The organism is Streptomyces barringtoniae, from assembly GCF_020819595.1.
GTDB classification, from domain to species: domain Bacteria; phylum Actinomycetota; class Actinomycetes; order Streptomycetales; family Streptomycetaceae; genus Streptomyces; species Streptomyces barringtoniae.
This window is the reverse complement of record NZ_JAJHNP010000001.1, coordinates 208,301-233,602: the sequence shown is the minus strand read 5'-3', so window position 1 is coordinate 233,602 and position 25,302 is coordinate 208,301. Positions and strand designations below refer to the sequence as shown.

Below are 25,302 nucleotides of genomic sequence, written 5' to 3'. Positions count from 1 at the left end.
CGTCAGCGGTGTCCGCTGGTCTCGCCGATCAGCTCGGAGACCTTCACGAACCGGTAGCCGCGCCTGCGCAGTTCCGGTACGACCGCGCGGACGACCCGCTCGGTCGTGGGGGCGGCGCTGCGGGTGCAGTGCATGACGACCACCGAGCCGGGCTTCACCCCGTCCAGCACCTGCCGGGTCACGGCGTCGGCGTCGGTGGCGAACGCGTCGCCGCTCACCACGTCCCACTGCACGGCGGTCACTCCGAGCCCGCTGAGCGCGCGCAGCGCCCGCCGGTCGTAACAGCCGCCGGGGAAGCGGAAGTAGGGCAGCGGGTGCGGCACGCCCGCCTTGCGCAGGGAGGCGTACGCCCGCTCCACGTCCGACCGCATCCTGCCGGCCTCGACGACCGGCAGGCCGTAGCAGTCGGCGGTGAACGCGTAGTGGCTGTAGGAGTGGTTGGCGACCTCGAACCGCGGGTCGTGGCCGAGGCTGCGGGCCTCGGTCGGGTACTCGTCGGCCCAGCGACCGGTCATGAAGATCGTCGCCGGCACCTTCAGCGCGCGCAGGGCCCCGATGAGGTCCGGGTTGTCGAAGTGCTCGCCGGCGGCGGCGCGGGGTCCCTGGGCGGCGGTCATGTCGGCGTCGAAGGTCAGCGCGACCGTCTTGCCCAGGGTGCGCGGGCCGTGCGCGAAGACCGGGGTCAGGCCGGCCGGACCCGGGGCGAGCACGGGCGGGCGCGAGGCGGGCGGGGAGGCGGAGACGGGGGACGGTGCCGGGGCCCGACGGACACTGCCCGAGGGGCCCGCGCCACCACAGGCGGCGAGAGCCGCGCCGAGGAGACAGACGGCGGTGATACGGCGTACTCGTGGGGTCACCGTATGACCGTAGGACCGAATGACCAGTTGTATGGTGATATGCCCGGCGTTGCGGCGGCGGGGTCACCCGCGCGGCCTCACAGGTCACGCCGCTCCAGCGGTCGTACCGCCGGGCCCTGGAGCACCGTGCCGTCGACGTCGAAGCGCGAGCCGTGGCAGGGACACTCCCAGGCGCGTTCGGCCCGGTTGAAGGCGACCAGGCAGCCGAGGTGGGTGCAGCGGGCCGAGACCGCGTGCACGGCGCCCTCCTCGTCCCGGTGCACCGCGAGCCGGCCGCCGGCCGTCCGGACCACCGCCCCGTCGCCGGGCGCCAGGTCGTCCACCGAGGCGGGCGGCTTCAGCCGGTCGCCGACGAAGTGCCGGGCCACCTCCGCCTGTGTCCTCAGCAGCGACGGCGCCTCGCGCACCACCGACTTCAGCCGCCGCGGGTCGTACAGCTCGCGCCAGGCACAGCCCCGTCCGGTGATCAGCGAGGTCAGCAGCAGCCCGGCCATGATGCCGCCGCTCAGTCCCCAGCCGCCGAAACCGGTGGCGACGTAGGTGTGCCGGGTGCCCGGGTGGAAGGGGCCGACCAGCGGCACGGTGTCGGTGGAGTCGTTGTCCTGGGTGGCCCAGGCCTGGTCCAGCTCCACACCCGGGAAGTGCTCCTCGGCCCACGCGGCGAGGCCGTCGAAGCGGGCCCGCACATCGCCGGTGCCGGGCGTGAAGTGCTCGCCGGTGACGACCAGCAGCCGCTGCCCGTCCGCGCCGTAGGGCGCCGTACGAACCGAGCGGGTGTTCTCCTCCGGTGTGATGTACATGCCCTGCGGATCGGGGTCCTCGCCCAGCGGCCCCGCGACGACCAGTTCCCGGCGCGGGGAGAGCCGGGCGAACAGCAGGGCCCGGTCGAACACCGGGTAGTGGGTGGCGATCACGACGTCCCGGGCGGTGACCGTGTGGCCCGCCTCGGTCGTCAGACGGCAGGGCTCGCCGCCCTCCTGCAGGCCGACGACCCGCGTCCGCTCGTACACCTGACCGCCGCGCGCCACGAGGTCGTCGGTGATCGCCCGCAGGTACTTGACCGGGTGGAACTGCGCCTGCCCGGTCACCCGGACCGCGCCCGCCACCGGGAACGGCAGCCCGGTCTCCGTCGTGAACGCGGCCGCCAGCCCCGCCTCCCGCGCCGCGTTCGCCTCGGCCCGCACCTCGTCCAGGCGTGACCGGTCCCGCACATACGTGTACGCGTCCCGTGTCTCCCACTCGCAGTCGATGCCCAGCTCGGCCACCAGTGCCGCCGAGTGCTCGATCGCCTCCGACTGCGAGCGGGCGTACAGCCGCGCGCCCTGAGGGCCGCGGGTGCGCCGCAGCCGGTCGTAGACGAGGGTGTGCTGGGCGGTCAGCTTGGCCGTGGTGTATCCGGTGACTCCGGCCGCCGCCCGTCCGGCCTCCAGCACCGCCACCCGCAGCCCGGCCCGGGCCAGTTCGTGTGCGGTGCTGAGCCCGGCGATGCCCGCGCCGACGACGGCCACCTCCACGTCCAGGTCCTCGCTCAGCGCGGGACGGGACGGCCCCGGTGCGGTCCGGAGCCAGTACGAGTCGGTGATGTGCCGCTGCGTCTGCATGGCCGCCGGGTACCCGCCCGGGCGTGCCGCTCACCGTGTCCGGGCGGCGCCGTGCCGCAGGTGGCCCAAACGGGCGCGGCGACCTCACGCGTGCATAGGGATGCTCCACCGTGCATCCCGTGCGCGCGTGAGGTCGCCACACATTCCATGCCGGTGACGGGTGGCGGGCCGGCCACCGGATGCCCGGCCCGCCACCGCTGTCCGCCGTCATGGGGTCTGGACCGGCCTGTTACCTGCCGACGCTGTTGTTGCAGCCCATGGTCGAGCCGATGTGGGTGGCCTGGGCGCCCGGGTCGCCCTCGCCGTTGAGCGCGTTGCCCAGCAGACCGTTGAGGATGCCGACCTCGCCCAGAACGTCGAGGTTCAGGTCGTGGTCCTTGCAGTTGGAGCTCTGCATGACCTTGCCCTCGTCGTCGTGCCCGCCGCCGGCGTATGCGGGGCCGGCGGGCAGGAGGCTCACGCTGCCGAGCGCGGCGAGCAGGACGGCGGCCTTGCGAAGTCTGCGCATGTCATCTCCATGGGTGTGAGTGTGGATGCGGTACGTAATGTCTCGACCGCTTACAGTCATGGAGATTAGTGTGAAAATATCGCGAAATGTGGAGCGACGCGCCGGTTTCAGGCACCCTTCAGCAGCCGTTCCCGGCACTCCGCCACGTCGAGGTCGGACTGCGGATAGCGCGGGCCGAGTTCCTCCAGGTGCTCCAGCAGCAGGCGGCTGATCGCCCAGTTCCGGTACCACTTGCGGTCCGCCGGGACCAGGTACCAGGGCGCGTACGGCGCCGCGCAGCGCTCCAGGGCCAGCTGGTACGCCTCCTGGTAGGCGGGCCACAGGGCGCGCTCGTCGATGTCGCCGGGAGCGAACTTCCATCGTTTGTCGGCGCGTTCCAGGCGGCGCAGCAGCCGGCGCCTCTGCTCCTCGTAGGACAGGTGGAGGAAGCACTTGACCAGGGTCACGCCGTCCTCGGCGAGAGACCGCTCGAAGTCGTTGATGAGGCCGTAGCGGCTGCCGATCTCGGCGGGGCGGGCGAGATGCCGGACGCGGGCGATGAGGACGTCCTCGTAGTACGAGCGGTCGAAGATGCCGATCTCACCGGGCCGGGGCAGGGCCGTGCGCACCCGCCACAGGAAGTCGTGCCGCCGCTCCTCCTCGGTGGGCGCCTTGAACGCCTGGATCCGGCAGCCGGCCGGGTTGAGCCGGCCGCTGACGTGCTTGACCGTGCCGCCCTTGCCGCTGGTGTCCATGCCCTGGAGCACCAGCAGTACCCGCCGCCCGTCCCCCGCCGTGCTCGCCGCCCACAACCGCATCTGCAGCTCGGCCAGCCGCTTCCCCGTGGGCGCGGCGTCCCTGAGGGCCGCCGCCTTCCTGCCGGGGGCACCTGGAGTGGCCCGGGTTCCGTACGCGCTCAGGTCGACCGGCTCACCGGGCGGGAGGCGCAGCGCCTCCCGCAGGTCCCTGCCGTTCTTCTGCGTCACGGCGCCCCTTCCCTCCGGATTCCCGCATCCGAAAGACGGCCCGGTGCGGCGCTATCCCCGGCCGTATCGGCCCGTCAACGTGCCCTCAGCGAGCGTGTGCCCGGAAAGTGCCCGCAGCAGATCCGCCGCCGAGGCACCCGCGCCCGGCGACACCCGGCGGTCCGCGGCGTACACCGTGAGGACATAGTGGTGCGGCCGGTCCCCGCGCGGCGGGCAGGGACCGCCGTACCCGGTCTTCCCGAAGTCGTTGCGGCCCTCCGTCGCGCCCGGCGGATGCTCCCCGGCGGACAGCCGCGTGGTGTGCGGGTCGACGTTCCACACCAGCCAGTGCGTGAACGCGCCGTGCGGGGCGTCGAGGTCCCGCAGGTGAAGGGCCAGCGACGCCGTGTGCGCGGGTACGGCGCCGAGGGTCAGCGGAGGCGAGACGTCGGCGCCGTCGCAGGTGTTCCGGCGCGGGACGGTGCCGCCGTCGGCGAAGGCCGTACTCGTGACGGTCAGCCGGTGGGCGGCGGTGGGGGAGGGCGAGCCGGCCGGCGTGCCGCCGTCGCCGCAGCCCGCCACGAAGGCCGTCGCGGCCACGGCGATCACCCAGCTCCTGCGCATACCCGGCACGTTATCCGGAGCGGAGCTCTCCGTCGTCGTCCGGCACGGTCTTCTGCTCGCCTTCCTGCAGGCGGAGTTCCCCGTCGCCGTGCGGGACGGGCCGCTGCTCGCCTCTCTCCCCGCCGAGTTCCCGGTCGCCGTCCGGCCCGGCCTGCCGGTTGCCGCGCTCCAGGAAGTGCAGCAGCTCCACCGGGATGGGCAGGACCAGCGTGGAGTTCTTCTCGGCGGACACCGCCATCACCGTCTGCAGCAGCCGCAGTTGGAGGGCGGCGGGGGTGTCGGCCATCTGCTGGGCGGCCTCGGCCAGCTTCTTGGAGGCCTGGAACTCGGCGTCCGCGTTGATGATCCGGGCCCGGCGCTCCCGGTCGGCCTCGGCCTGGCGGGCCATGGACCGCTTCATCGTGTCCGGCAGCGAGACGTCCTTGATCTCCACCCGGTCGACCTGGATGCCCCAGCCGACGGCCGGGCTGTCGATCATCAGCTCCAGCCCCTGGTTGAGCTTCTCGCGGTTGGAGAGCAGATCGTCCAGGTCGCTCTTGCCGATGATCGACCGCAGGGACGTCTGGGCCATCTGCGAGACCGCGAACTTGTAGTCCTCGACCTTCACCAGCGCGCTCTCCGCGTCGACCACCTTGAAGTAGACGACCGCGTCCACGCGGACGGTGACGTTGTCGCGGGTGATGCCCTCCTGGGCGGGGATCGGCAGCGTCACGATCTGCATGTTGATCTTCTGCAGCCGGTCCACGAAGGGGATGATCAGCGTCAGCCCCGGTGGCCGTACGTCACCGGCGACGCGCCCGAGGCGGAACAGCACGCCCCGTTCGTACTGCTTGACCACGCGGGCCGCCATCGCCAGGTACACCAGTGCGACGCACCCCGCCCCGGCGATCGCTCCCAGCAGTTCCTGGACCATGATGACCTCCTCACCGAGAGGCCTGTGTTTGTCCGCTGCTGTAACGATATGCCACTTCCGTGCGAACCGAGTCAGGGGGGTACCAGGGGCCGGAGCACCCTGGTACCGCCACCGCGGGCGAGCTACCCCACCGGCACCGTCAGCCTCACCGGCTCCGTCCCCGCCGCGCTGTGCCGCTCGGCCCAGTTCTCCAGGGCCGTACGACAGGCGTGGTCCAGATGGTGCAGTCCGGACAGGTCCAGGCGGACCGGACGGTCCTGGGGCAGCGACTCCAGGCTGTCCAGAATCTTCGGCAGCCGCAGGAAGGTCGCGTTGCCCGAGAGGTGGGCCTCGACCGGGCCCGCGCCCTTGTCGACGACCTCCAGCCTGACGTGCGAGGCCTGCCAGGCCGTCTTGACCACGGCCATCGCCAGGCCGATCAGCACGCCCTCGAACATGCTGACCGCCACGATCGAGACCGCCGTCACGGCCAGGATCAGCGCCTCGCCCCGGTGCTCGCGCCACAGCACCGCCAGCGCCCGGACCGGGACCAGCTTGACGCCCGAGTGGATCAGGATGCCCGCGAGGGCCGGGATCGGGATGTGGGCGAGCACGTCCGGCAACAGCGCGGCGAACAGCAGCAGCCACACCCCGTGCAGGACGCGGGAGGCCTTGGTGCGGGCGCCCGCCTGGACATTGGCCGCGCTGCGCACGATCACCGCGGTCATCGGCAGTGCACCGAGCAGCCCGCACACCGTGTTGCCGGCGCCCTGGGCGAGGAGCTCCTTGTCGTACTCGGTGCGCGGTCCGGAGTGCAGCCGGTCCACGGCGGCCGCGCTGAACAGCGACTCGGCGGAGGCGATCAGCGTGAACGCGAGAATCGTGCCGAGCATCCCGACACCCGCCAGCTCGCCGAACGTGCTCAGCGGCGGCGGCTGGACCGAGCCCAGCAGGCCCTGCACCTCGACCGTGGCCACCGGCAGGTCCAGCGCGAACACGGCAACCGTGGCGAGGCCGACCGCGGCCAGCGGGCCGGGCAGCGTGCGCAGCTTCGCCGGGACGTGCTTCCACAGCAGCAGCACCGCGATCGTGCCCGCACACACCGCGAGCGAGGCCACCGCCCTGCCGTCGCCGAGGGCGTCCAGGAACGCCCCGGGCAGCCCGGCGATCTTGTCCAGGCCGGAGTCGGGGGCCTTGGCCGCCAGCGCCGGGTACAACTGCCCGGCGACGAGCACCAGTCCGATTCCGGCCAGCATGCCCTCGACGACGGAGACCGAGATGGCACGGAAGTAGCGGCCCAGCCTCAGCAGCCCCATCGCCACCTGGAGGAGCCCGGAGGCGAGCACGATCACGCCGAGCGCCGGCAGCCCGAACTCCTTGACCGCCTCGAAGACGAGCACGGTCAGGCCGGCCGCCGGCCCCGACACCTGCAGGCTGCTGCCGCGCATCAGCCCGGTGACGAGGCCGCCCACGATGCCGGTGACCAGGCCGAGTTCGGCCGGGACACCGGAGGCGACGGCCACGCCCACGCACAGCGGCAGCGCGACCAGGAAGACGACGAGGGAGGCGGTGAAGTCCTGCCGCAGATACGGGAACCGGGATATGAGGGTGGTGTTCTCACTGGTCATCGGCGCGCTCACAGGGACTCGAAGGTGTCGGTCTGCGGGCGGTGCGCCCGTACGGTGCCGGTGTGCACCTCGTAGTACCAGGCGTGCAGGCGCAGTCGACCTCCCGTCAGCTTGCGCTCGACGCACGGGTAGGAGCGCAGCCGCAGCAGCTGGGTCAGCACATGGGCCTGCACGCCCTCGGCGACCTCCGGGTCCTCGGCCTGGCCGGCCGGGCGCGGGGTGGCGTGCGCGAGCCAGTCGCGTACGGCGGGTACGGCGTCGAGGTCGTCGCCGCGCACCAGTGCGCCGACCGCACCGCAGTGCGAGTGACCGCAGACCACGATGTCGCGGACGCCGAGCACCTCCACGGCGTACTCGATGGTGGCGGCCTCGCTGGTGGGGTGCTGTGAGGTGTGGGGCGGGACGATGTTGCCCGCGGTGCGCAGCTCGAAGAGCTCGCCGGGGCGGGCGCCCGTGATCAGGGCCGGGACGACCCGGGAATCGGAGCAGGTGATGAACAGCACCTGCGGGGACTGGCCTTCGGCGAGCTTGGCGAACTCCTCAGGGCGCTGTCCGAAGGTACGGGCGTTGTCGATGAGGGGCTGCATGTATGTGGTTCCTCCTGGCGCGCCTGAGCGGCGCGTCGGACTTGAACGACGGGTTGTGGGGGAAAGGCTGAGTGCCTGTCAGCAGCGGAAGACCTGAAGTGCTGCCGGGGCGTGGGCTCTGGAGGCTGTGGGGGCCGGGCCGTGCGCGGTGCCGGGTGTGTGTGAGGGGCCGGCACCGGCTGCCCGGCCGGTTATCAGCGGGTGGTGCCGCGCGCAGCGGGAGGCGGGGCTGCGGACCGCGTCCGCCTCGTCCCCCGCCGGCAGTTCGGACGACGCGGTTCCGGCCTCAGCTTTGGCCGTTGCCTCACCGAGAGTGTGCGCAGGTGCGAAGGTTTCCGTGGGTGCCGGGGACAGCAGGGCGAGCAGGATGACGGTCAGGGTGACGAGCACGGTCCCGGTCGTCGTACCTCGGAACATGCGCCCCCCTTCCGGAAGTCCACGTCTCTCGCGTGCGCCAAGCATTGGTCAATGCTTGGTCAAGAAACACATTAACCCTGCAAAGTCCTTTGCAGGGTTAACTGCGCGTTACGAGCGCAAGAGAGCGTGAAAAGTGCCGGTCGGTGGCGCGATCTCGCCCTTGACTAGGAGCCGACGAGTCCCTTCGCGTCGCGGGCCAGCGCGGTGAGCCGGGATATCGCGCGGAAGTACTTCTTGCGGTAGCCGCCGTTGAGCATCTCCTCGCTGAACAGCTTGTCGAACGGCAGCCCCGAGGCCAGTACGGGGACCTCGCGGTCGTAGAGCCGGTCCGCGAGCACCACGAGCCGCAGCGCCGTCGACTGGTCCGGCACCGGCCGCACATCGGTGAGGCACACCGCCGTCACGCCGTCCGTCAGCGCGCCGTACCGGCTCGGGTGGACCTTGGCCAGGTGCTCCAGCAGATGAGGGAAGTCGTCGAGCGAGGCGCCCTCGGTGGCGTAGGCGGCCTTCGTCACCTCTTCGTCGGTGAAGGGCTGCGGCGCCTCGGGCAGGCCGCGGTGGCGGAAGTCCTCGCCGTCGATGCGCAGGGTGCGAAAGCGGGCCGACAGGCCCTGGATCTCGCGCAGGAAGTCGGCGGCCGCGAACCGGCCCTCGCCCAGCTTGCCCGGCAGCGTGTTGGAGGTGGCGGCGAGCGCCACGCCCGCCTCGACCAGCTTGCCGAGCAGGGTCGACACGAGGACCGTGTCGCCCGGGTCGTCCAGCTCGAACTCGTCGATGCACAGCAGGCGGTGGCCGGAGAGGGTCTGCACGGTCTGCTGGAAGCCGAGGGCGCCGACCAGGTTCGTCAGCTCCACGAAGGTGCCGAACGCCTTGAGCGCGGGCTCGGCGGGGGTGGCGTGCCACAGGGAGGCGAGCAGGTGGGTCTTGCCGACGCCGTAGCCGCCGTCCAGATAGACCCCGCGCGGGCCGGCCGGGGCCTTCGGTGCCCTGGCCCTGCCGAAGCCGAAGAAGGCGCGCCTGCCGGGGCCGGAGGCGTGCGCCCCGCCGAGCCCGCCCGCGAAGCCCTCGAGCACCTGCACGGCCTCGCTCTGGCTGGGCTGGTTCGGGTCCGGTATGTACGTCGAGAAGCGGACCGAGTCGAAGCGTGGGGGCGGGACCATCTCGGCGACCAGCCGGTCCGCGGGGACGTGCGGCTCGCGGGTGCACAGGGACAGCGGGCCCGCGTCGGTCAGAGGGCTGGATCCGGGGGTGGTGATGGAGGACGACACGGTTATCCATGCTAAGCGCCGTGTCACACTGCACGACATGCGACGCCTGTTCCCTGTGACCGACGAAACAGCAGCCCAGGCCTCCGGCGGGACGGCCGAGAGAGAGGGGATGAGGGGGGTTGCCGGGGCGCTGGTGGCGCATGTGCCCGGCGGCGCCGGCGGCCACGTGGACCATGACGCCCACGTCGATCGCGAGTGGAGCCTCGCCGAGCTGGCCGCCGCCTACGCCTACCCGGAGCCGCCGGGCCCCCCGCGGCCCTGGCTGCGGGCCAACATGGTCTCCACGCTCGACGGCGCCGCCCAGCACGAGGGGCGTTCCCAGCCCATCTCCAGCGCCGCCGACATGCGGATCTTCGGCACGCTGCGGGCGCTCGCGGACGTGGTCGTGGTGGGCGCGGAAACGGTACGCCAGGAGGGGTACCGCCCCGCACGCGCGCGTGCGGAGTTCGCCGAGGCCCGGGAAGCCGCCGGGCAGGGCCCGGCCCCGGCGATCGCGGTCGTCACCGCGAGCCTGGATCTGGACTTCTCGCTCCCGCTGTTCACCTCGCCCCTGGTGCCCACGCTGGTCCTGACCGGCTCCGGGGCCGCCCCCGACCGTGTCGCCGCCGCCGAGAAGGCCGGCGCCAAGGTGGTCATCGCCGGTGAGGGCGGCGGTGTCGACCCCGTGCGGGCGGTGCGGGCCCTGGCCGGCCTCGGCCACACCCGGCTGCTCACCGAAGGCGGTCCCCGGCTGCTCGGCCAGCTGGTCGCCGCCGAGGTGCTGGACGAGCTGTGCCTGACCCTGTCGCCCATGCTCACGGCGGGCGACGCCCAACGCATCGCCGGGGGGCCGTCGGTCGCCGTGCCGCACCGGTTCGAGCTCGTGTCGCTTCTCGAGGACGCCGGATTCCTGTTCGGTCGTTACCGTCGGTCCTGAAAACAGCGGAATATGCCGTTCCGTTTAGCTTCCGGAGGGCAGACTTAGTCCGGCACGATCCGTGCGATCACGGGGCAGGATGGTTTCCGCAGGGGCCTTGTCAGGGCCCACCGGAGGAGAAGAGGCGTTTGGTGTTCACCAGCGTTCTGATGATCGAGAAGGCTTTGACGTCCGCCGACGTGGAGTTCGTCACCACCTTGCACGGAGACGAGCCGGTCGCTTTCCATGTGCTCCTCCAGCCGCGTGGCGACCAGGCGGACCGCCTGCTGCGGGCCATCGACGACATCGCGCTCGGCGAACTCGACGAGGCGGTCCGCGAACACGAGACGCCCGAGGGCGAGGACGCCAGGAGCGTCGGACAGCAGGCCCTGGACGTGTCGGTGCAGGCGCTGCGGGCCGCCGGGAGCCAGGCGGAGGGACAGATGGTGGAGGACCATCCGCTGGACGCGCTGAAGTCCCTGGTCGCCGAGGTGGGTGCGGACGAGGTGATCGTCCTCACCGACCCCCACTACGTGGAGGAGTTCTTCCACCGGGACTGGGCCTCCCGGGCGCGGCACAAGGTGGGGGTGCCGGTGCTGAAGCTGTTCTCGCACAGCAAGGCGTAGCGCCACCGCCCCTGCTGCTCCGCCGCTCACCTGGCACTCCGCCGGTGCTCCTGGTGCTCCGCCCGGCTCCTCGCCTCCGCCTCGGCCATGGTCCGGGCCTCCGCCTCGGCCAGGGCGATGGCCACGCCGAAGGCCTGCGCGACGTGGCTCGCGGCCGACATGACGCGCGCCGTGCCGATCACGGGGGCGATCGCGACCAGGACGTCCTGGAGCTGTTCCACGAGGACCGGAGCCTCTGATGCGGCGGCCATGTCCGGACCGCCTTCCCGACATGCCGACCGCTTGCTCGGCCACCGTATGAGCCCGCCCGCGCCTCCTCGCCTCACCCCTGCCGGGTGAAGGCAGGCCGCGGCCTCGGGTGGTGCGATACCGGCATGAGCGGGACCGGGGATCGGCCGGCCGCGCCGGCGCCGGAGAGCCGGCCGGGTGCGGACGGCCTCGAACGGGCCGTCGCCGTGGGCGTCACGCGCGTGGTCGTGGGCCTCGCCGACCTGGCCGCGCAGGCGGTCGCCGTGGCGCGCCCGCGGGCGCTGCAACCGCCGGGCGGGTCGGCGTCCCTGCCGGACGCCGTGCTCGGACTCGCTCTCGCGGTCCCGCGGCGATCGGTGTCCGCGGCCCTGGACACGGCGGACCGGGCCGGGCGCTGGGCGCGTGCCGCGACCCGGGCGTTCGTGCCGCCGGCCGTGCGGGGCACGGTGGTTCGCCGGATCCGCGACTGGGGTGTGCGGGGAGCACTGGAACGGGCCCAGGCGCGGGAGGAGGCACGCTCCGTCGCGCGGGCGCTCGTCCGGACCCTGACGGCGGCCGTGGTGGACGAGATCGACCTCGACGCCGTGGCCGACCGGCTGGACGTCGACCGCGTGGCCCGGCGCATCGACCTGGACGCCGTGCTGGCGCGTGTGGACCTCGATGCGGTCCTTGCCCGGGTCGACGTGGACTCGGTCCTGGACCGGGTCGACTGGGACGCCGTGCTTGCCCGTGTCGATGTGGACGCGTTCCTGGGCCGTGTCGACGTGGAGGCCCTCCTCGGCCGTGTCGACGTGGATGCCGTTCTCGGTCGCGTGGACGTGGAGGCCCTCCTCGGTCGCGTGGACGTGGGTGCGGTGGTGGACCGGGTGGATGTGGACGGTGTGGCCCGGCGCGTCGACCTGGATGCCCTGCTGGCGCGCGTGGACCTCGATGCGGTCGTTGCCCGGGTCGACGTGGACTCGGTCCTGGACCGGGTCGACTGGGACGCCGTGCTTGCCCGTGTCGATGTGGACGCGCTCCTGGCCCGGGTCGACGTGGACGCCCTGCTTGCCCGGGTCGACGTGGACAGCCTCCTGGCCCGGGTCGACCTGGATGCCGTCCTCGACCGCGTCGACCTGGACGCGATGGTCGACCGGCTGGACGTCGGCCGGGTGGTACGGCGTGTCGATGTCGACGCGGTGCTGGCCAGGGTGGATCTGGCGAGCTGGGCGGAGCGGGTGCTCGAAGAGGTGGACCTCGGGCGGATCGTCAGGGACACCGGCGGCAGCATCACGGCGGAGACGCTGGACGCGTTCCGTGAGCGGAACGCCCGTGCCGACGGGCTCGTGGACCGGATGACCGACCGGCTGCTGCATCGCGACGGGCCCGGCGGGGCGGCTCCGCGGGCGGGCAGGGGGAAGAAGGCGCCATGACCTCGGTGGCCCGCCCTCGGGGCCCGGTGGCCGTCCAGGGGCGGCCGGCCGGGATCGTCACGCGCCTGGTCGCGGCCGGCGTCGATCTGCTCGTCGTGCTCGCGACGGTCGCGGCCCTGGATCTCGGCTACGCGGCACTGAGGTATCTCCTGCTCGGGCCGCCGTTCGTCCTGCCCGACCTGGGCCCGTGGGGCGCCCTGGGATACGGGGCCGCCGTCATGGCGGGCTATCTCGCCGTCAGCTGGGGCACGGCCGGGCGTACCGTCGGCGACCACGTGCTGGGCGTGCGGGTGACGAGCCGGTCGGGGTCCCTGCTCACTCCTGTCGCCGCGGTGCTGCGGGCCCTCCTGTACGTGATCTTCCCGCTCGGACTGCTCTGGGTGGCCGTCGGCCGGCGCCGGGCCTCCGTGCAGGACCTCCTGGTGCGCAGCGTCGTGGTGTACGACTGGTACGGCCACGCCGGGGCCACCGCGGCCCGTCCGCACGCATGAGCCCGCGGACCGGTGATGCCCGGGCCGTCCCCCGGTCCGCTCGGCCGGGCCCAGGGCCTGTCGTCAAGGACCGGCACCACCCCGCTGCAGTTGCTGCTGACCCAGCGGATCCGCCGCGCCCAGGAACTTGCCGGAGACCACCGACACCGGCAGCGAGGCCATCGCGACGGCCACCGGCACGGGCACGGCCACGACACTGTGCCGCCACTTCCACCGCACGGCCGGCGTGCCCCCGGACACCTGCCGCCGCACCTTCCGCGCACGCACCCCGGAGCCGGGTGAGCCGGGGCCCGGCGTCGCGCCTCGCCCCTTGCACGGGGCTCGGCACCCGAGCGCATAGGCTAGGGCGCGCTCAGCCCGTACCGGAATCTTGGGGAGAACCACATGGCACCCGGCCTTCCTACCGCCATGGACCGACCGCACTTCATCGGCATCGGCGGCGCCGGGATGTCGGGCATCGCCAAGATCCTGGCGCAGCGCGGGGCGAAGGTCGCAGGCAGCGACGCCAAGGAGTCGGCGACCGCCGAGGCGCTGCGGGCGCTCGGCGTGAGCGTGCACATCGGGCACGCCGCCGAGCACCTCGCCGGCGACGCGAGCTGTGTCGTCGTGTCCTCGGCGATCCGCGAGGACAACCCCGAGCTGGCCCGCGCGGCCGAGCTGGGCATCCCCGTGGTGCACCGCTCCGACGCGCTCGCCGCGCTGATGGAGGGGCTGCGCCCGATCGCCGTGGCCGGCACCCACGGCAAGACGACGACCACGTCGATGCTGGCCGTCTCCCTCACCGAGCTGGGCCTGAAGCCGTCGTACGCCATCGGCGGCGACCTCGACGCGCCCGGCTCCAACGCGCTGCACGGAGAGGGCGACATCTTCGTCGCCGAGGCGGACGAAAGCGACCGCAGCTTCCACAAGTACGCGCCCGAGGTCGCCATCGTCCTCAACGTCGAACTCGACCACCACGCCAACTACGCCTCGATGGACGAGATCTACGAGTCCTTCGAGACCTTCGCCGGGAAGATCGTCCCGGGCGGCACGCTGGTGATCTCCGCCGACCACGAGGGCGCACGGGAGCTGACCCGGCGGCTCGCGGGTTCGGTGAGGACGGTGACGTACGGCGAGGCCGAGGACGCCGGCGTACGTGTCCTGTCGATCGTCCCGCAGGGGCTGAAGAGCCAGGTCACCGTGGTCCTGGACGGGCAGGAGCTGACCTTCACGGTCTCCGTGCCCGGCCGCCACTACGCCCTCAACGCCGTAGCCGCGCTCACCGCCGGTGCCGCCCTCGGCATCCCGGCCACCGGCCTGGCGCCCGCGCTCGCCGCCTACACCGGCGTCAAGCGGCGCCTGCAGCTCAAGGGCGAGGCCGCCGGGGTGCAGGTCATCGACTCCTACGCCCACCACCCCACCGAGATGACCGCCGACCTGGAGGCCATGCGCGCCGCCGCCGGCGACTCCCGGATCCTCGTCGTCTTCCAGCCGCACCTGTTCTCCCGCACCCAGGAGCTGGGCAAGGAGATGGGCCAGGCCCTCGCCCTCGCCGACGCCTCCGTGGTGCTCGACATCTACCCGGCCCGCGAGGACCCGATCCCGGGCGTGACCAGCGAGCTGATCATCGAGGCCGCGCGCGCCGCCGGCGCCGACGTCACCGCCGTGCACGACAAGGACGGGATCCCCTCGGTGATCGCGGGAATGGCCAAGCCCGGCGATCTCGTTCTCACCATGGGCGCGGGCGACGTGACCGACCTGGGCCCGCTGATCCTGGACCGCCTGTCGCAGTAAAAGGGGCTGAGGCTCATGTCGTACGACGTCGAGAAGCCGGACGAGCAGTGGCGCGCGGAGCTGAACCCCGCCGAGTACGCCGTGCTCCGCCAGGCCGCCACCGAGCCGGCCTTCACCGGTGAGTACACCGACACCAAGACCAAGGGTGTCTACTCCTGTCGCGCCTGCGGCGCCGAACTGTTCACCTCCGACACCAAGTTCGCGTCGCACTGCGGCTGGCCGTCCTTCTACGACCCGAAGGACACCGACGCGGTGGAACTGGTCGAGGACCGCTCCCACGGCATGGTCCGCACCGAGGTGCGCTGTGCCCGCTGCGGATCGCACCTCGGGCACGTCTTCGAGGGGGAGGGGTATCCGACCCCGACCGACCAGCGGTACTGCATCAACTCCGTCTCCCTGCGGCTGGCGCCCACAGAGGACTGACCCGCCCTTGATCCCCGCTCCGATCGGTCGACACTCCGAATCTGGCAAAACACATCCTCGACAGGGCTCGTCCGGTCGAAGATGAACCCCATCGGATACCGGAGCGGGGCTCATGTTCTGTGCTGGGGCCTGCCGAGGGCACTGGGACGATGAGGCTGGTGCCCGACTTGCTCCGGTTTGAGATTCTGTGAGGGTGTTGGGTGTGGCGCGCTGGATCCAGTCCCGTCGCAGGCCTGTGCCCGCCGACAGCGGTCGCCACCACGAGGACGGAGGCGGGCACGACGCGACGGCGATATCCGCGCGGGCCGGTGATTCCGCGGATGTGGCGGGCTCCGCGGATGTGGCGGGCTCTGCTGATGCCGCGGGGCCCGCTGGTATCGCGGGCCCTGCGGAGACGGCGGGCTCCGCGGAGGCGGCGCAGAGCGTGCCGGCCGCCGATCCCATGGCGGCCGGCGGCGAACCGCTGAGCCTGCTGCGGGACGCGCTGGCCGGGATAGGCACCACCCTCGACGAGGCCACGACCTGCGCCGAGCTGACCCGGATCGCCGTACGGCTGGCCGGCGGTACGGCCGCCGTGCTGCGCCTGACCGGTCAGACCCTCTCCGGATACGAGGCGATCGCGGGGGACGCCGACGCGCTGCCCGACGTCCGATGGGCGACCGCGGCGGCCCGCGAGGCCGGGATACCGGCGCTCGACGCACAGCCGGAGCCCTGGCTGGAGTACGTGGGCGCCCCCCGCTCCCGGATCGCGCTGTGCACGCCGCTGACCAGCGGCGAGGACGGGTACGGCGTCCTGGTGTGGGCCCGCTCCGGGCAGCCGCTGCGCCGCGCGGAGGCCGAGCTGCTCAGCCTGCTCGCCGAGCGCGCCGCCTCCCACATCCGGCACGCCCGCGCCTACGCGACCATCAACCGCACCGCCGGCGACCTGCAGCGCGCCCTGCTCGCCGAGCCCGGCCGCCCGCACCCCAACCTCGACGTCGCCATCCGCTATCTGCCGGCCGGCGGCGGCGTGCTGGTCGGCGGCGACTGGTGCGAGACCGTGCGGCTGCACTTCGGGCGGACCCTGCTGGTCGTCGGCGACGTGATGGGCCACGGCCTGGAGGCCGCCGTCGACATGAGCGCCTACCGTTCCTCTCTGCGCTACATCGCCTCCGCCGACCTTCCCCCGCACCGGGTGCTGCGGCAGATGGACGAGATCGCCTCCCGAGAGGCCGACCTCAGGCCCGCCACCTGCCTGCTCGCCCGCGTCGACCCGGGCCGCCACCAGGTCACGCTGGCCAGCGCCGGGCACCTGCCGCCCGCGCGGATCAGCTCCGGCGGTGAGGCCTCGTTGCTGTCCGTCCCCGTGGGACCACCGCTCGGCACCGGACTCGGCGGCTACGAGTCGGCCACCCACCCGCTGGCCGAGGGGGAGACGCTGGTGCTGTTCACCGACGGGTTGGTGGAACGACGCGGGGAGGACATCGACCAGTCCCTGGCCCGGCTGTCCGCCCTGCGGTTCCCCGGCGGGGACGGACTGGAGAACGTGCTGGACCTGATCCTCAGCCGGTTGGACGCGCGGCATGCGGAGGACGATGTCGCTGCGTTGGCCTGCCGGCCGCACAGCCGACAGGGGCCTTCGGCCGACGCGGTCTCGCCGTAGAGGGTGCTGTGCGCTCGCGGGTGCGGGACTTGTCGACGCGGTAGAAGCGGTCGAGCACGGTGTGGACCAGCGGCTCCCCGCCCGGACCGTCCAGCTTGCGGCGCAGTACCTCGAACAGGGTGGGGGTGAGGGCGCCCATCCTCGTGCACCCGTCCGGCCCAGCCGGAGCTGCCGCCCCCACCGGTCACATCAATACTCAAGTGAAAGTCGTCCGACAGGGAAACGACAGCAATCCCGGGCGAAGCTCGTCATCCAGGACCCGATCAAGGAGCCGCGTCCGTGACGACCCTCCAGACACGTCTCGAACCCCCCACGACCATCCGCCCCCGGGTCGTGGCCCGCACCGGCCTGTACACCCTGCTGGCCGTCAACGCGGCCGTTGTGGCCTGGTTCTTCGTCCAGGCCGGATTCGCCTCGAACACCCTCATCGTGCTGGGCCGCCTCGCCGGCCTGAGCGGCGCCCTCCTCATGGCCTTCCAGCTGCTGCTGGTGGCCCGGCTGCCCTGGCTGGACCACCGGATCGGCATGGACCGGCTGACCTCCTGGCACCGCCGCACCGGCTTCGGCATCCTGTGGACCCTGCTCACGCACGCGGTGTTCATCACCTTCGGCTACGCCCAGGCGTCCTCGATGGACCCGGTGAACCAACTCGTGAACCTCGCCGAGACGGTCGAGGGCGTGCTGCGCGCCGTCGTCGCGCTCGCCCTGATCGTCCTGGTCGGCGCCGTCTCGGCCCGCTGGGCACGCCGCCGACTCGCCTACGAGACCTGGCACTTCATCCACCTGTACACCTACGCCGCCGTGGTCCTCGCCTTCACCCACCAGGTCGCGGCCGGTACGACCTTCACCTCCTCGCCCGCCGCGAGGACGTACTGGTACTCGGTGTGGGGCACGGCCCTCGGCGCGGTCCTCGCGGGCCGGCTGGCGCTGCCGCTGTGGCGGAACCTGCGGCACCGGCTGCGGGTCTCGGCGGTCGTACCCGAGTCCGACGACGTCGTCTCCGTCTATGTCACCGGACGCCACCTGGACCAACTGCCCGCCCGCGCCGGCCAGTTCTTCCTCTGGCGGTTCCTCACCCGGGACCGCTGGTGGCAGGCCAACCCGTTCTCCCTGTCCGCCGCCCCCGACGGCCGCACCCTGCGCCTCACCGCCAAGGCGTCCGGCGACGGCAGCGCCGCCCTGCGGCACCTCAAGCCCGGCACCCGCGTCTTCGCCGAAGGCCCCTACGGCGCCTTCACCACGCTGCACCGCACCCGCCCGGAGTCCGTGCTGATCGCCGGCGGCGTCGGCGTGACACCCATCCGGGCGCTGCTGGAGGACCTTCAGGGCCACGCCGTGGTCATCTACCGGGTGGCCACCGACCGCGACGCCGTCCTCTACGACGAGCTGTGCGACCTCGCCCTCACCAAGGGCGCCGAACTCCACCTGGTGACCGGCCCGATCCTGCCCGACCGGCTCGCCCCCGACGAACTGGCGCGGCTCGTCCCCGACATCGGGGCACGGGACGTCTTCCTGTGCGGGCCGCCCGGGATGATGACCGCCGTGCTGCGCAGCCTGGCCGAGCTGGGCGTGCCCAAACGGCAGATCCACTTCGAGCGCTTCAGCCTCGCGGGCTGAGAGAGGGCGTTTGACCGTGAAGCGAGCCATTCCCGTCTTCGTCCTGACCGTCGCCGGACTGATACCGGTGTGGCGCTACCACCCCTCGGCCGGGACCGTCGAGACCGCACAGCCGGCGTCGACACCGCCCCCCGTGCCGTCCGGTACCGCGTCCGCGCCTTCCGCGTCGTCCTCCGCGGCCTCCTCGAAGGTCGTCCCGGGCACCGCGGTCAGCACCACGAAGGGCGTCTTCCAGGTGGAGGTGACCTTCCGGGGCGACCGGATCGCCTCCGTGCGGATGCTCCAGGCGCCCCACCATCCGCAGACCCGGTGGGCCGTACCGGAGCTGATCGCGGAGACGCTCACGGCGCAGAGCGCCCACATCGACACGGTGTCCGGGGCCACGATCACGAGCCAGGGATACCGGGAGTCCCTCCAGGCCGCGCTCGACGCCAAGGGCTCCTGACGTGCGCCGGGTCGAACACGTCATGGGGTTTCCGGTCTCGCTGCGGATCGACGACGAGGGCGACTTCGGCGCGGCCGCCGACGAGGTCTTCGCCTGGCTGCGCCGGGTCGACGCCCGCTTCAGCCCGTTCAAGTCCGGGAGCGAGGTGTCCCGGTACGGGCGCGGGGAGCTGGCGGAGGACGAGCTGAGCGCGGACCTGAGGGAGGTCCTCGGCCTGTGCGAGCGGTACCGGTCCGCCACCGGCGGTGCCTTCGACGTGCGGCTGGCCGGCCGGGGCCTCGATCCCTGCGCGGTGGTCAAGGGCTGGTCGGTGCAGCGGGCGGCCGGGCTGCTGGCGGCGGCCGGGGCGCGGCGGTTCTGCCTCAACGCCGGCGGGGACGTGGTGGTCTCCGGCGGGCCGTGGCGGGTGGGCATCCGGCACCCGGAACAGGCCGACCGGGTCTGTTCCGTGCTGGCCGTCACCGACGCGGCCGTGGCGACCTCCGGGCGGTACGAACGCGGTGACCACATCCTCGACGGCCGTACGGGACGTCCCGCCACGGGGCTGCTCAGCCTCACCGTGGTGGCCCCGACCCTGACGGAGGCGGACACGACCGCGACGGCCGCCTTCGCACTGGGCGCCGACGGTCCGGCCTGGGCCGCCGCGCGCCCCGGCTGCGAGGTGTTCGCGGTGGACACCGCACGGCGCGTGCTCCGCACCCCGGGACTGCCGGTCGCCTAGCCATTCACCCGCCAAAACGCCGAAACACTCGAGGTCTAGACTCTCCCCGCAACGGGCTGCGCAGCGACGACCGTGGCCGAAAGCGGGCGGAAATCCGCCAAACCCGAAGGGCATTCGGCGTTTTGATACGGATAGAGTCAGTCACGAAGCGGTATCCGGACGGCACGGTCGCGGTCGACCGGCTGTCGCTGGAGATACCGGACCGCGCGATCACCGTTCTGGTCGGGCCCTCGGGCTGCGGCAAGACGACGACCCTGCGGATGATCAACCGGATGGTGGAGCCCACCGAGGGCAGCATCCTCCTCGACGGCACGGACATCCGGCAGCAGCCGGTCAACACCCTGCGCCGTTCCATGGGTTACGTCATCCAGAACGCCGGACTCTTCCAGCACCGCACCATCCTCGACAACATCGCCACCGTGCCCCGGCTGCTCGGCTGGAGCAAGCAGAAGTCGCGCGCGAAAGCCGCCGAGCTGATGGAGCGGGTGGGGCTCGACGCCGCGCTCGCCAAGCGGTACCCGTACCAGCTCTCCGGCGGCCAGCAGCAGCGCGTCGGCGTGGCCCGGGCGCTCGCCGCGGATCCGCCGGTGCTGCTGATGGACGAGCCGTTCTCCGCCGTCGACCCCGTGGTGCGCAAGGGACTCCAGGACGAGCTGCTGCGCATCCAGGACGAGTTGGGCAAGACCATCGTCTTCGTCACGCACGACATCGACGAGGCGATCAAGCTCGGCACGATGGTCGCCGTGCTGCGCACCGGCGGGCGGCTCGCCCAGTTCGCCCCGCCCGCCGAACTGCTCAGCGCGCCCGCGGACTCCTTCGTGGAGGACTTCCTCGGCGCCGACCGGGGCATTCGCCGGCTGTCCTTCTTCCCGTCCGCCGGCCTGGAGCTGCAGACCGCGCCGATCGTGGCCATCGACGCCGACGCCGGCCTGCTCGCCTCCCGCGCGGACGCCCCCTACCTCCTCGTCACCGACCCCGACGGCAGGCCGCTCGGCTGGAGCGAGCCGGACCGGCTCACCGCCGGGGCCGTGGACCGGGCACAACTCCTCGACCACGGGCGGCCCTTCGTGCCCGGCAAGGACTCGCTGCGCACCGCCCTCGACGGCGCGGTGCTCTCACCGACCGGCTGGGCCGTCGCGATGGACGACGAGGGACACGCCGTGGGCGTCGTCTCCCAGCAGACCATCGCCGAGGCCATCCGCGCGGCACACAGCCGGGCCGCGCGAGGTCGGGCTGAGGATGCCGGCGATGCCGAGCGCGGCCAGGCCGCGGACGGCACCGACGCCGAGCCCGCTGGGGCTGAGGGCGGCACCGAGGCCGCACAGGGCCGGGCCGAGGACGGCGGCGACGCCGCGCAGGGCCGGGCCGACGGCGGCGCAGCGCAGGGCCGGGCCGAGGACGGCGGTGGCGCAGCGCAGGGCCGGGCCGAGGACGGCGCCGAGGCCGAGCGCGGGCAGGTCGCAGACGGCGCCGACGCCGAGCCCGGTGGGGCTGAGGGCGGCACCGAGGCCGCACAGGGCCGGGGCGCGGACGGTGGCGACGCCGCGCAGGGCGGGTCCGTCGACGGGGTCGACCTCAAGGCCGCGCAATGAACGGCTTCTTCGACCTTCCGAGCGATCTTCAGCACAGCTATCTGGGGCTCGTCGGCCTGCATGCGCGTGAGGGCCTGCTGCCGGTGCTGGTCGCGCTGCTCGTCGCGCTGCCCGTGGCCCAGCTCTGCGTACGCTTCCGCTGGGTCTACCCGCCCGTCCTCGGCGTCACCACTGTGCTCTACTCCATCCCGTCGCTGGCGTTCTTCGTCGTGCTCATCGACTACTTCGGGCAGAGCGAGACCACGGTGATGATCCCGCTCGCGGTCTACAGCCTGGTGGTCCTGGTGCCCGGGATCGTGGACGGCGTCCGCTCGGTGCCGCAGGAGACCCTGGCCGCCGCGCAGGCCATGGGCTTCGGCCCCGTACGCCGCTACCTCCAGGTCCAGTTGCCCATCGCCGCACCCGCGATCATCGCGGGCCTCAGGGTCGCGGTCGTCTCCAGCCTCTCCCTGGTCAGCGTCGGCATGCTCATCGGCAACCAGGGCGCGCTCGGCAACATGCTCAACGACGCCACCACCTACCACCGGCCGGCCCTGGCCGTGAACTCGGTCCTGACGACGGCGCTGCTGGGCATCCTCGCCGACGCCCTGCTGGTCCTCGTCCGCCGTCTCCTCACCCCCTGGATGCCGAGGAAGGGTGCCACCCGGTGAACGTCCTGAACTTCGCACACGCCTTCTTCAGCGACAGCGCCCACTGGCACGGCTACGACGGCATCCCCACCCGGCTCGCCGAGCACGTCAGGTACTCCCTGGAAGCGCTGCTGTTCGCCGCCCTGATCGGACTGCCCGTCGGCCTGGTCACCGGCCACTACGGCCGCGGCGGCAACGCCCTCGCCCTGATCGCCACGGCGGGCCGGGCGCTGCCCAGCTTCGGTCTGCTGGTCCTGATGTTCATCTGGATCGGGTTCGGTCTGCTGCCGGTGATGATCCCGCTGGTCGTGCTCGCCGTACCGCCGATCCTGGTCACCACCTACGAGGCGGTCCGCTCCGTCGACCCCTCGCCCGTGGACGCGGCCCGGGGCATGGGCATGCCCGAGGCACGGGTGCTGTTCCAGGTCGAGCTGCCGGTCGCGCTCCCCCTCATCCTGAGCGGGCTGCGCACGGCGGCCATCCAGATCGTCTCCACCGCCACCATCGCCGCCTACGTCAGCCTCGGCGGGCTCGGCCGCTACATCATCGACGGTCTCTACCAGAGGAACTACGAGAAGGTCGTCGGCGGCGCCACCCTGGTCGCCGGACTCGCCCTGACCACCCTCGTGGTGTTCTGGGCGGCCTCCCGGATCACCGTCTCGCCGGGGGTGCGGCGCAGCAGCTGACGCCTGCCCGCCGGTCCCGGCCGACAGGGCGCGGACAGGCGGGCAGGCGGGCTGTGCCCACAAGTGTCCGCAGATCGAGGCCAATCGGTGATCTGCGGCCCTTGACTGACCGAGAACCGGCTGGATTGGATCGGCGGGTGACTTCCAACAACCGCATCAGCAGGTCCATCCGGAGGAACCGAGGCGCGGCGGTGGTCGCCCTCGCGGCGGCGACGGCTCTGCTGGCGGGCTGTTCCTCCAGCGACGGAAAGTCCGGCGGCAACCCGCTGACGGACAGCAAGGCGAGCGGCGACACCGTGGTCGTCGGATCCAACAACTTCCCCGAGAGCACCCTGCTCGCCGACATCTACGGCGAGGCCCTCAAGGCCAAGGGCATCAAGGTCAGTTACAAGCCGAACATCGGCAGCCGCGAGACCACCTACGGGCTGATCAAGAACGGTTCCATCAAGGTGCTGCCCGAGTACAACGGCGCCCTGCTGGCCTACCTCGACCCGAAGGCCAAGCCCACGACGGCCGAGGCCACCACGACGGCCATCGAGGCCAAGCTGGACTCCAAGCTGACCCTGCTCAAGCCGGCGGCGGCGGAGTCCAAGGACTCCGTGACGCTCAACGCGGCCACCGCGAAGAAGTACCACCTCACCGACAAGTCGACCATCGCCGACCTGAAGGGCATCGCGAAGGACCTGGTCATGGGCGCCTCGCCGGAGTTCCAGACCCGGCAGCAGGGCCTGGTGGGCCTGAAGTCGGTCTACGGTCTCGAGTTCAAGTCGTTCAAGGCGCTCGACGCGGGCGGCCCGCTCACCCAGGCCGCGCTGAAGAAGAACGCCGTGCAGGCCGCGGACATCTTCACCACGGACTCGACCATCTCCAAGGAGAAGTTCGTCGTCCTGCAGGACCCGAAGAACCTCTTCGGGTTCGAGAACGTCCAGCCGCTCGTCCGCAAGGGCGTCCTGTCGCAGAAGGGCGTCGACGCGCTCGACGCGGTTTCGGCCAAGCTCGACACCGCCACCCTGCTGGACCTGGACACCCAGGTGCAGGTCCAGGGCAAGGACCCGCTGGACGTGGCCAAGGCCTGGCTGCAGTCCGCCGGTATCGCCTGACGTCCCGTCTCCCTTCGACACGACCCTGCACTGCCGACGCGGGTGCTCCCGAGGACCGGGAGCACCCGCGTCGTGCTGTGGCATGTGGCATGTGGGATGCGGGGCGTGTGGGATTTCTTCGGGGGCAACGCTGCTGATGGAGGAAATCCGCATGCACACCGCTCCTGCTGGAGCCCCTCTCCCTCGCTCTCGCACGCTGGCCCGGGGCCGGTCCCGGTCCCCGCACCGAGCGTGAGAGGAACAGCTGAACACCCATGACCACAGCACACGTGGCTGTCGCCACTCCCTGCCGAGGGCGGTGGCCCGGCCTGGCCGCCCTGCTGCTCGGCGAGGCGATGAACCTGCTGGACGCGACCGTCGTACAGGTGGCCGCGCCCGCCGTCCACGCCGACCTGGGCGGGCCGGTCTCCGACGTCCAGTGGTTCGGCGCCGCCTACACCCTGCCGTTCGCGGTGCTGCTCATCAGCGGCGGGCGGCTGGGGGACATCGCGGGCCGGCGCCGCGTGTTCGTCCTCGGCGTCACGCTGTTCACGGCGGCGTCCGTGGCGTGCGCTCTGGCGCCGTCCCCGGGGCTGCTCATCGCCTTCCGGGCCGTGCAGGGCGCCGCGGCGGCGCTGATCATCCCGCAGACCATCGGGCTGATCAAAGCGATGTTCTCGGGCGAGGAGACGGCGAAGGCGCTGGGCAGCATCGGACCGGTGATGGGCCTCGCCGCCGTCTGCGGACCCGTCGTCGGCGGAGTGCTGACCCACGCCGACCTGTTCGGCTCGTCGTGGCGGTCCGCGTTCCTGGTGAACGTGCCGGTGGCCGCGCTGGTGCTGGCCCTCGCCCGCAACCTCCCGGAGAACCGCGCCCCGCGCCGCCCGTCCCTCGACTGGCCCGGCACCGCACTGGCCGCGCTCGGCACCGGGCTCCTGGTGTACCCGCTGATCGGCGGAAACCTCCGTCAACTGGGTGCCGAAGACTGGCTGTTGCTCGGCGCGGGACTGCTCGTGCTGGCCGGTTTCGCCCGACACCAGCGGCGCACGGCACGTCCGCTGCTGGAGCCCAGCCTGTTCACCCACCGCGGCTTCCCGGCCGCTCTCGTGACCTCCACCGCCTTCTTCGCGGCGACCAACGGGCTGACCGTCGTGGTCGTCCTGCAGCTCCAACTCGACACCGGAACAGGCGTGCTGGCGTCGGGACTGAGCCTGCTGCCGTGGTCCGCCGGTCTCGCCCTCGCCTCCTGGTGGGCCGGCTCGCGGCTGGTGCGGCGGCACGGGCGGCGGGTCATGCCGTACGGGCTCGGGCTGCTGCTGGCCGGGCTGCTCGCCGCCGTGGCCGCGTACCGGTCGGCCGCGCCGGGGCACTACCCGGTCGCGCTGCTGCCGGCCCTCGCCCTCGTCGGCCTCGGCGCCGGCCTGTTCACGCCCGCCTTCTTCACCCTCGCCCTGCACCCCCTGCGTCCCCAGGAGGTCGGCTCGGCGGCGGGCCTGCTCAACGCGGTGCAGCAGTTGGGGGCCACGCTGGGAGTGGCGGTCCTCGGCAGCGCCTACCTGGCGGGAACGGGCCCGGCCGCACCCCAGGGCGCCTGCTGGGTGGCGGTGGGGCTGCTGGGCGTGGCGTGGGCGGCGAGTGCGCGGGTCGGAACGGGGGAGGGAGCTTAGGCGCCGGTGGCTGAGCGCACCAAGGGGCG

General features: G+C 72.4%; 25 protein-coding genes and 2 pseudogenes. 16 read left to right on the top strand and 11 right to left on the bottom strand.

All coding sequences use genetic code 11. The features are described from left to right. Positions 1-2 precede the first annotated feature (2 nt). The 10 genes from LMU33_RS01030 to zapE all read right to left on the bottom strand — a co-directional run bounded on the left by LMU33_RS01030 (position 3) and on the right by zapE (position 9,326). The gene (locus LMU33_RS01030) at positions 3-857 is read right to left on the bottom strand and encodes a polysaccharide deacetylase family protein (protein ID WP_228616388.1); all 855 of its coding nucleotides are present in this window, start codon (positions 855-857) and stop codon (positions 3-5) included. Positions 858-934: 77 nt separating this feature from the next. Further along, entirely contained in the window at positions 935-2,458 is a 1,524-nt protein-coding gene (locus tag LMU33_RS01025) for an FAD-dependent oxidoreductase (protein ID WP_228616386.1), read from the bottom strand. A 229-nt stretch (positions 2,459-2,687) separates the two neighbouring features. After that, entirely contained in the window at positions 2,688-2,966 is a 279-nt protein-coding gene (locus LMU33_RS01020) for a hypothetical protein (protein WP_228616384.1), read from the bottom strand. A 107-nt stretch (positions 2,967-3,073) separates the two neighbouring features. Continuing rightward, the gene (locus tag LMU33_RS01015; protein ID WP_228616382.1) at positions 3,074-3,931 is read right to left on the bottom strand and encodes a PPK2 family polyphosphate kinase; all 858 of its coding nucleotides are present in this window, start codon (positions 3,929-3,931) and stop codon (positions 3,074-3,076) included. A 51-nt stretch (positions 3,932-3,982) separates the two neighbouring features. Next, entirely contained in the window at positions 3,983-4,534 is a 552-nt protein-coding gene (locus LMU33_RS01010; protein ID WP_228616380.1) for a YbhB/YbcL family Raf kinase inhibitor-like protein, read from the bottom strand. 10 nt (positions 4,535-4,544) lie between these two features. Next, positions 4,545-5,447, bottom strand: coding sequence for a slipin family protein (locus LMU33_RS01005; protein WP_228616378.1), 903 nt, complete (start codon positions 5,445-5,447; stop codon positions 4,545-4,547). Positions 5,448-5,569: 122 nt separating this feature from the next. After that, entirely contained in the window at positions 5,570-7,054 is a 1,485-nt protein-coding gene (locus tag LMU33_RS01000) for a SulP family inorganic anion transporter (RefSeq protein WP_228616377.1), read from the bottom strand. 8 nt (positions 7,055-7,062) lie between these two features. Further along, on the bottom strand, positions 7,063-7,641 hold the full coding sequence (locus tag LMU33_RS00995) for a carbonic anhydrase (protein ID WP_228616375.1): 579 nt from the start codon (positions 7,639-7,641) through the stop codon (positions 7,063-7,065). 78 nt (positions 7,642-7,719) lie between these two features. Further along, on the bottom strand, positions 7,720-8,058 hold the full coding sequence (locus tag LMU33_RS00990; RefSeq protein WP_228616373.1) for a hypothetical protein: 339 nt from the start codon (positions 8,056-8,058) through the stop codon (positions 7,720-7,722). A 164-nt stretch (positions 8,059-8,222) separates the two neighbouring features. Then, positions 8,223-9,326 carry a cell division protein ZapE gene (gene zapE, locus LMU33_RS00985; RefSeq protein WP_228616371.1) on the bottom strand — a complete coding sequence of 368 codons (1,104 nt, stop codon included), beginning with the start codon at positions 9,324-9,326 and terminating at the stop codon, positions 8,223-8,225. Between the two features lie 37 nt (positions 9,327-9,363). On the opposite strand from zapE, the gene LMU33_RS00980 reads away from it, so the two are divergent. Both LMU33_RS00980 and LMU33_RS00975 read left to right on the top strand, forming a co-directional pair. Then, on the top strand, positions 9,364-10,242 hold the full coding sequence (locus LMU33_RS00980) for a pyrimidine reductase family protein (RefSeq protein WP_228616369.1): 879 nt from the start codon (positions 9,364-9,366) through the stop codon (positions 10,240-10,242). Between the two features lie 131 nt (positions 10,243-10,373). Then, positions 10,374-10,847 (top strand): indole-3-glycerol phosphate synthase, encoded by a 474-nt coding sequence (locus tag LMU33_RS00975; RefSeq protein WP_228616367.1) that lies wholly within the window; start codon positions 10,374-10,376, stop codon positions 10,845-10,847. Positions 10,848-10,873: 26 nt separating this feature from the next. Here the strand turns inward: LMU33_RS00975 and LMU33_RS41585 are convergent, their stop codons facing one another. Continuing rightward, positions 10,874-11,098, bottom strand: coding sequence for a hypothetical protein (locus tag LMU33_RS41585; protein WP_372477842.1), 225 nt, complete (start codon positions 11,096-11,098; stop codon positions 10,874-10,876). Positions 11,099-11,221: 123 nt separating this feature from the next. Here LMU33_RS41585 and LMU33_RS00965 point away from each other — a divergent pair, with 123 nt between their 5' ends. The 14 genes and pseudogenes from LMU33_RS00965 (at position 11,222) to LMU33_RS00900 (ending at position 25,273) form a co-directional block, all read left to right on the top strand. After that, positions 11,222-12,508, top strand: coding sequence for a hypothetical protein (locus LMU33_RS00965; protein WP_228616363.1), 1,287 nt, complete (start codon positions 11,222-11,224; stop codon positions 12,506-12,508). After that, a complete protein-coding gene (locus tag LMU33_RS00960; protein ID WP_228616361.1) occupies positions 12,505-12,999 on the top strand; it encodes an RDD family protein in 495 nt (164 codons plus the stop codon). Before LMU33_RS00965 ends, LMU33_RS00960 begins: the two co-directional genes overlap by 4 nt. 63 nt (positions 13,000-13,062) lie before the next feature. Then, positions 13,063-13,339: pseudogene (locus LMU33_RS00955) on the top strand (helix-turn-helix domain-containing protein); the annotation flags it as partial. A gap of 44 nt (positions 13,340-13,383) precedes the next feature. After that, positions 13,384-14,772: a UDP-N-acetylmuramate--L-alanine ligase gene (gene murC, locus LMU33_RS00950; RefSeq protein ID WP_228616359.1), complete on the top strand. Its 1,389-nt coding sequence runs from the start codon at positions 13,384-13,386 to the stop codon at positions 14,770-14,772. 15 nt (positions 14,773-14,787) lie between these two features. After that, the gene (gene msrB, locus LMU33_RS00945; protein ID WP_228616358.1) at positions 14,788-15,195 is read left to right on the top strand and encodes a peptide-methionine (R)-S-oxide reductase MsrB; all 408 of its coding nucleotides are present in this window, start codon (positions 14,788-14,790) and stop codon (positions 15,193-15,195) included. A gap of 202 nt (positions 15,196-15,397) precedes the next feature. Further along, positions 15,398-16,837 (top strand): PP2C family protein-serine/threonine phosphatase, encoded by a 1,440-nt coding sequence (locus LMU33_RS00940; RefSeq protein ID WP_228616356.1) that lies wholly within the window; start codon positions 15,398-15,400, stop codon positions 16,835-16,837. A 279-nt stretch (positions 16,838-17,116) separates the two neighbouring features. Further along, on the top strand, positions 17,117-18,454 hold the full coding sequence (locus tag LMU33_RS00935) for a ferredoxin reductase family protein (RefSeq protein WP_228616354.1): 1,338 nt from the start codon (positions 17,117-17,119) through the stop codon (positions 18,452-18,454). A gap of 16 nt (positions 18,455-18,470) precedes the next feature. Further along, positions 18,471-18,899: an FMN-binding protein gene (locus LMU33_RS00930; RefSeq protein WP_228616854.1), complete on the top strand. Its 429-nt coding sequence runs from the start codon at positions 18,471-18,473 to the stop codon at positions 18,897-18,899. Position 18,900: 1 nt separating this feature from the next. After that, positions 18,901-19,620 carry an FAD:protein FMN transferase gene (locus LMU33_RS00925; protein WP_228616352.1) on the top strand — a complete coding sequence of 240 codons (720 nt, stop codon included), beginning with the start codon at positions 18,901-18,903 and terminating at the stop codon, positions 19,618-19,620. A 122-nt stretch (positions 19,621-19,742) separates the two neighbouring features. Beyond that, positions 19,743-20,867: pseudogene (locus tag LMU33_RS00920) on the top strand (ABC transporter ATP-binding protein); the annotation flags it as partial. Positions 20,868-21,208: 341 nt separating this feature from the next. After that, positions 21,209-21,862: an ABC transporter permease gene (locus LMU33_RS00915; protein WP_228616349.1), complete on the top strand. Its 654-nt coding sequence runs from the start codon at positions 21,209-21,211 to the stop codon at positions 21,860-21,862. After that, positions 21,859-22,527 carry an ABC transporter permease gene (locus LMU33_RS00910; RefSeq protein ID WP_228616348.1) on the top strand — a complete coding sequence of 223 codons (669 nt, stop codon included), beginning with the start codon at positions 21,859-21,861 and terminating at the stop codon, positions 22,525-22,527. Before LMU33_RS00915 ends, LMU33_RS00910 begins: the two co-directional genes overlap by 4 nt. A 137-nt stretch (positions 22,528-22,664) precedes the next feature. Then, complete coding sequence (locus LMU33_RS00905) at positions 22,665-23,627, top strand: ABC transporter substrate-binding protein (protein WP_228616346.1); 963 nt, start codon at positions 22,665-22,667, stop codon at positions 23,625-23,627. A gap of 254 nt (positions 23,628-23,881) precedes the next feature. Beyond that, positions 23,882-25,273: an MFS transporter gene (locus LMU33_RS00900; protein ID WP_228616344.1), complete on the top strand. Its 1,392-nt coding sequence runs from the start codon at positions 23,882-23,884 to the stop codon at positions 25,271-25,273. The last annotated feature ends 29 nt before the right edge of the window (positions 25,274-25,302 follow it).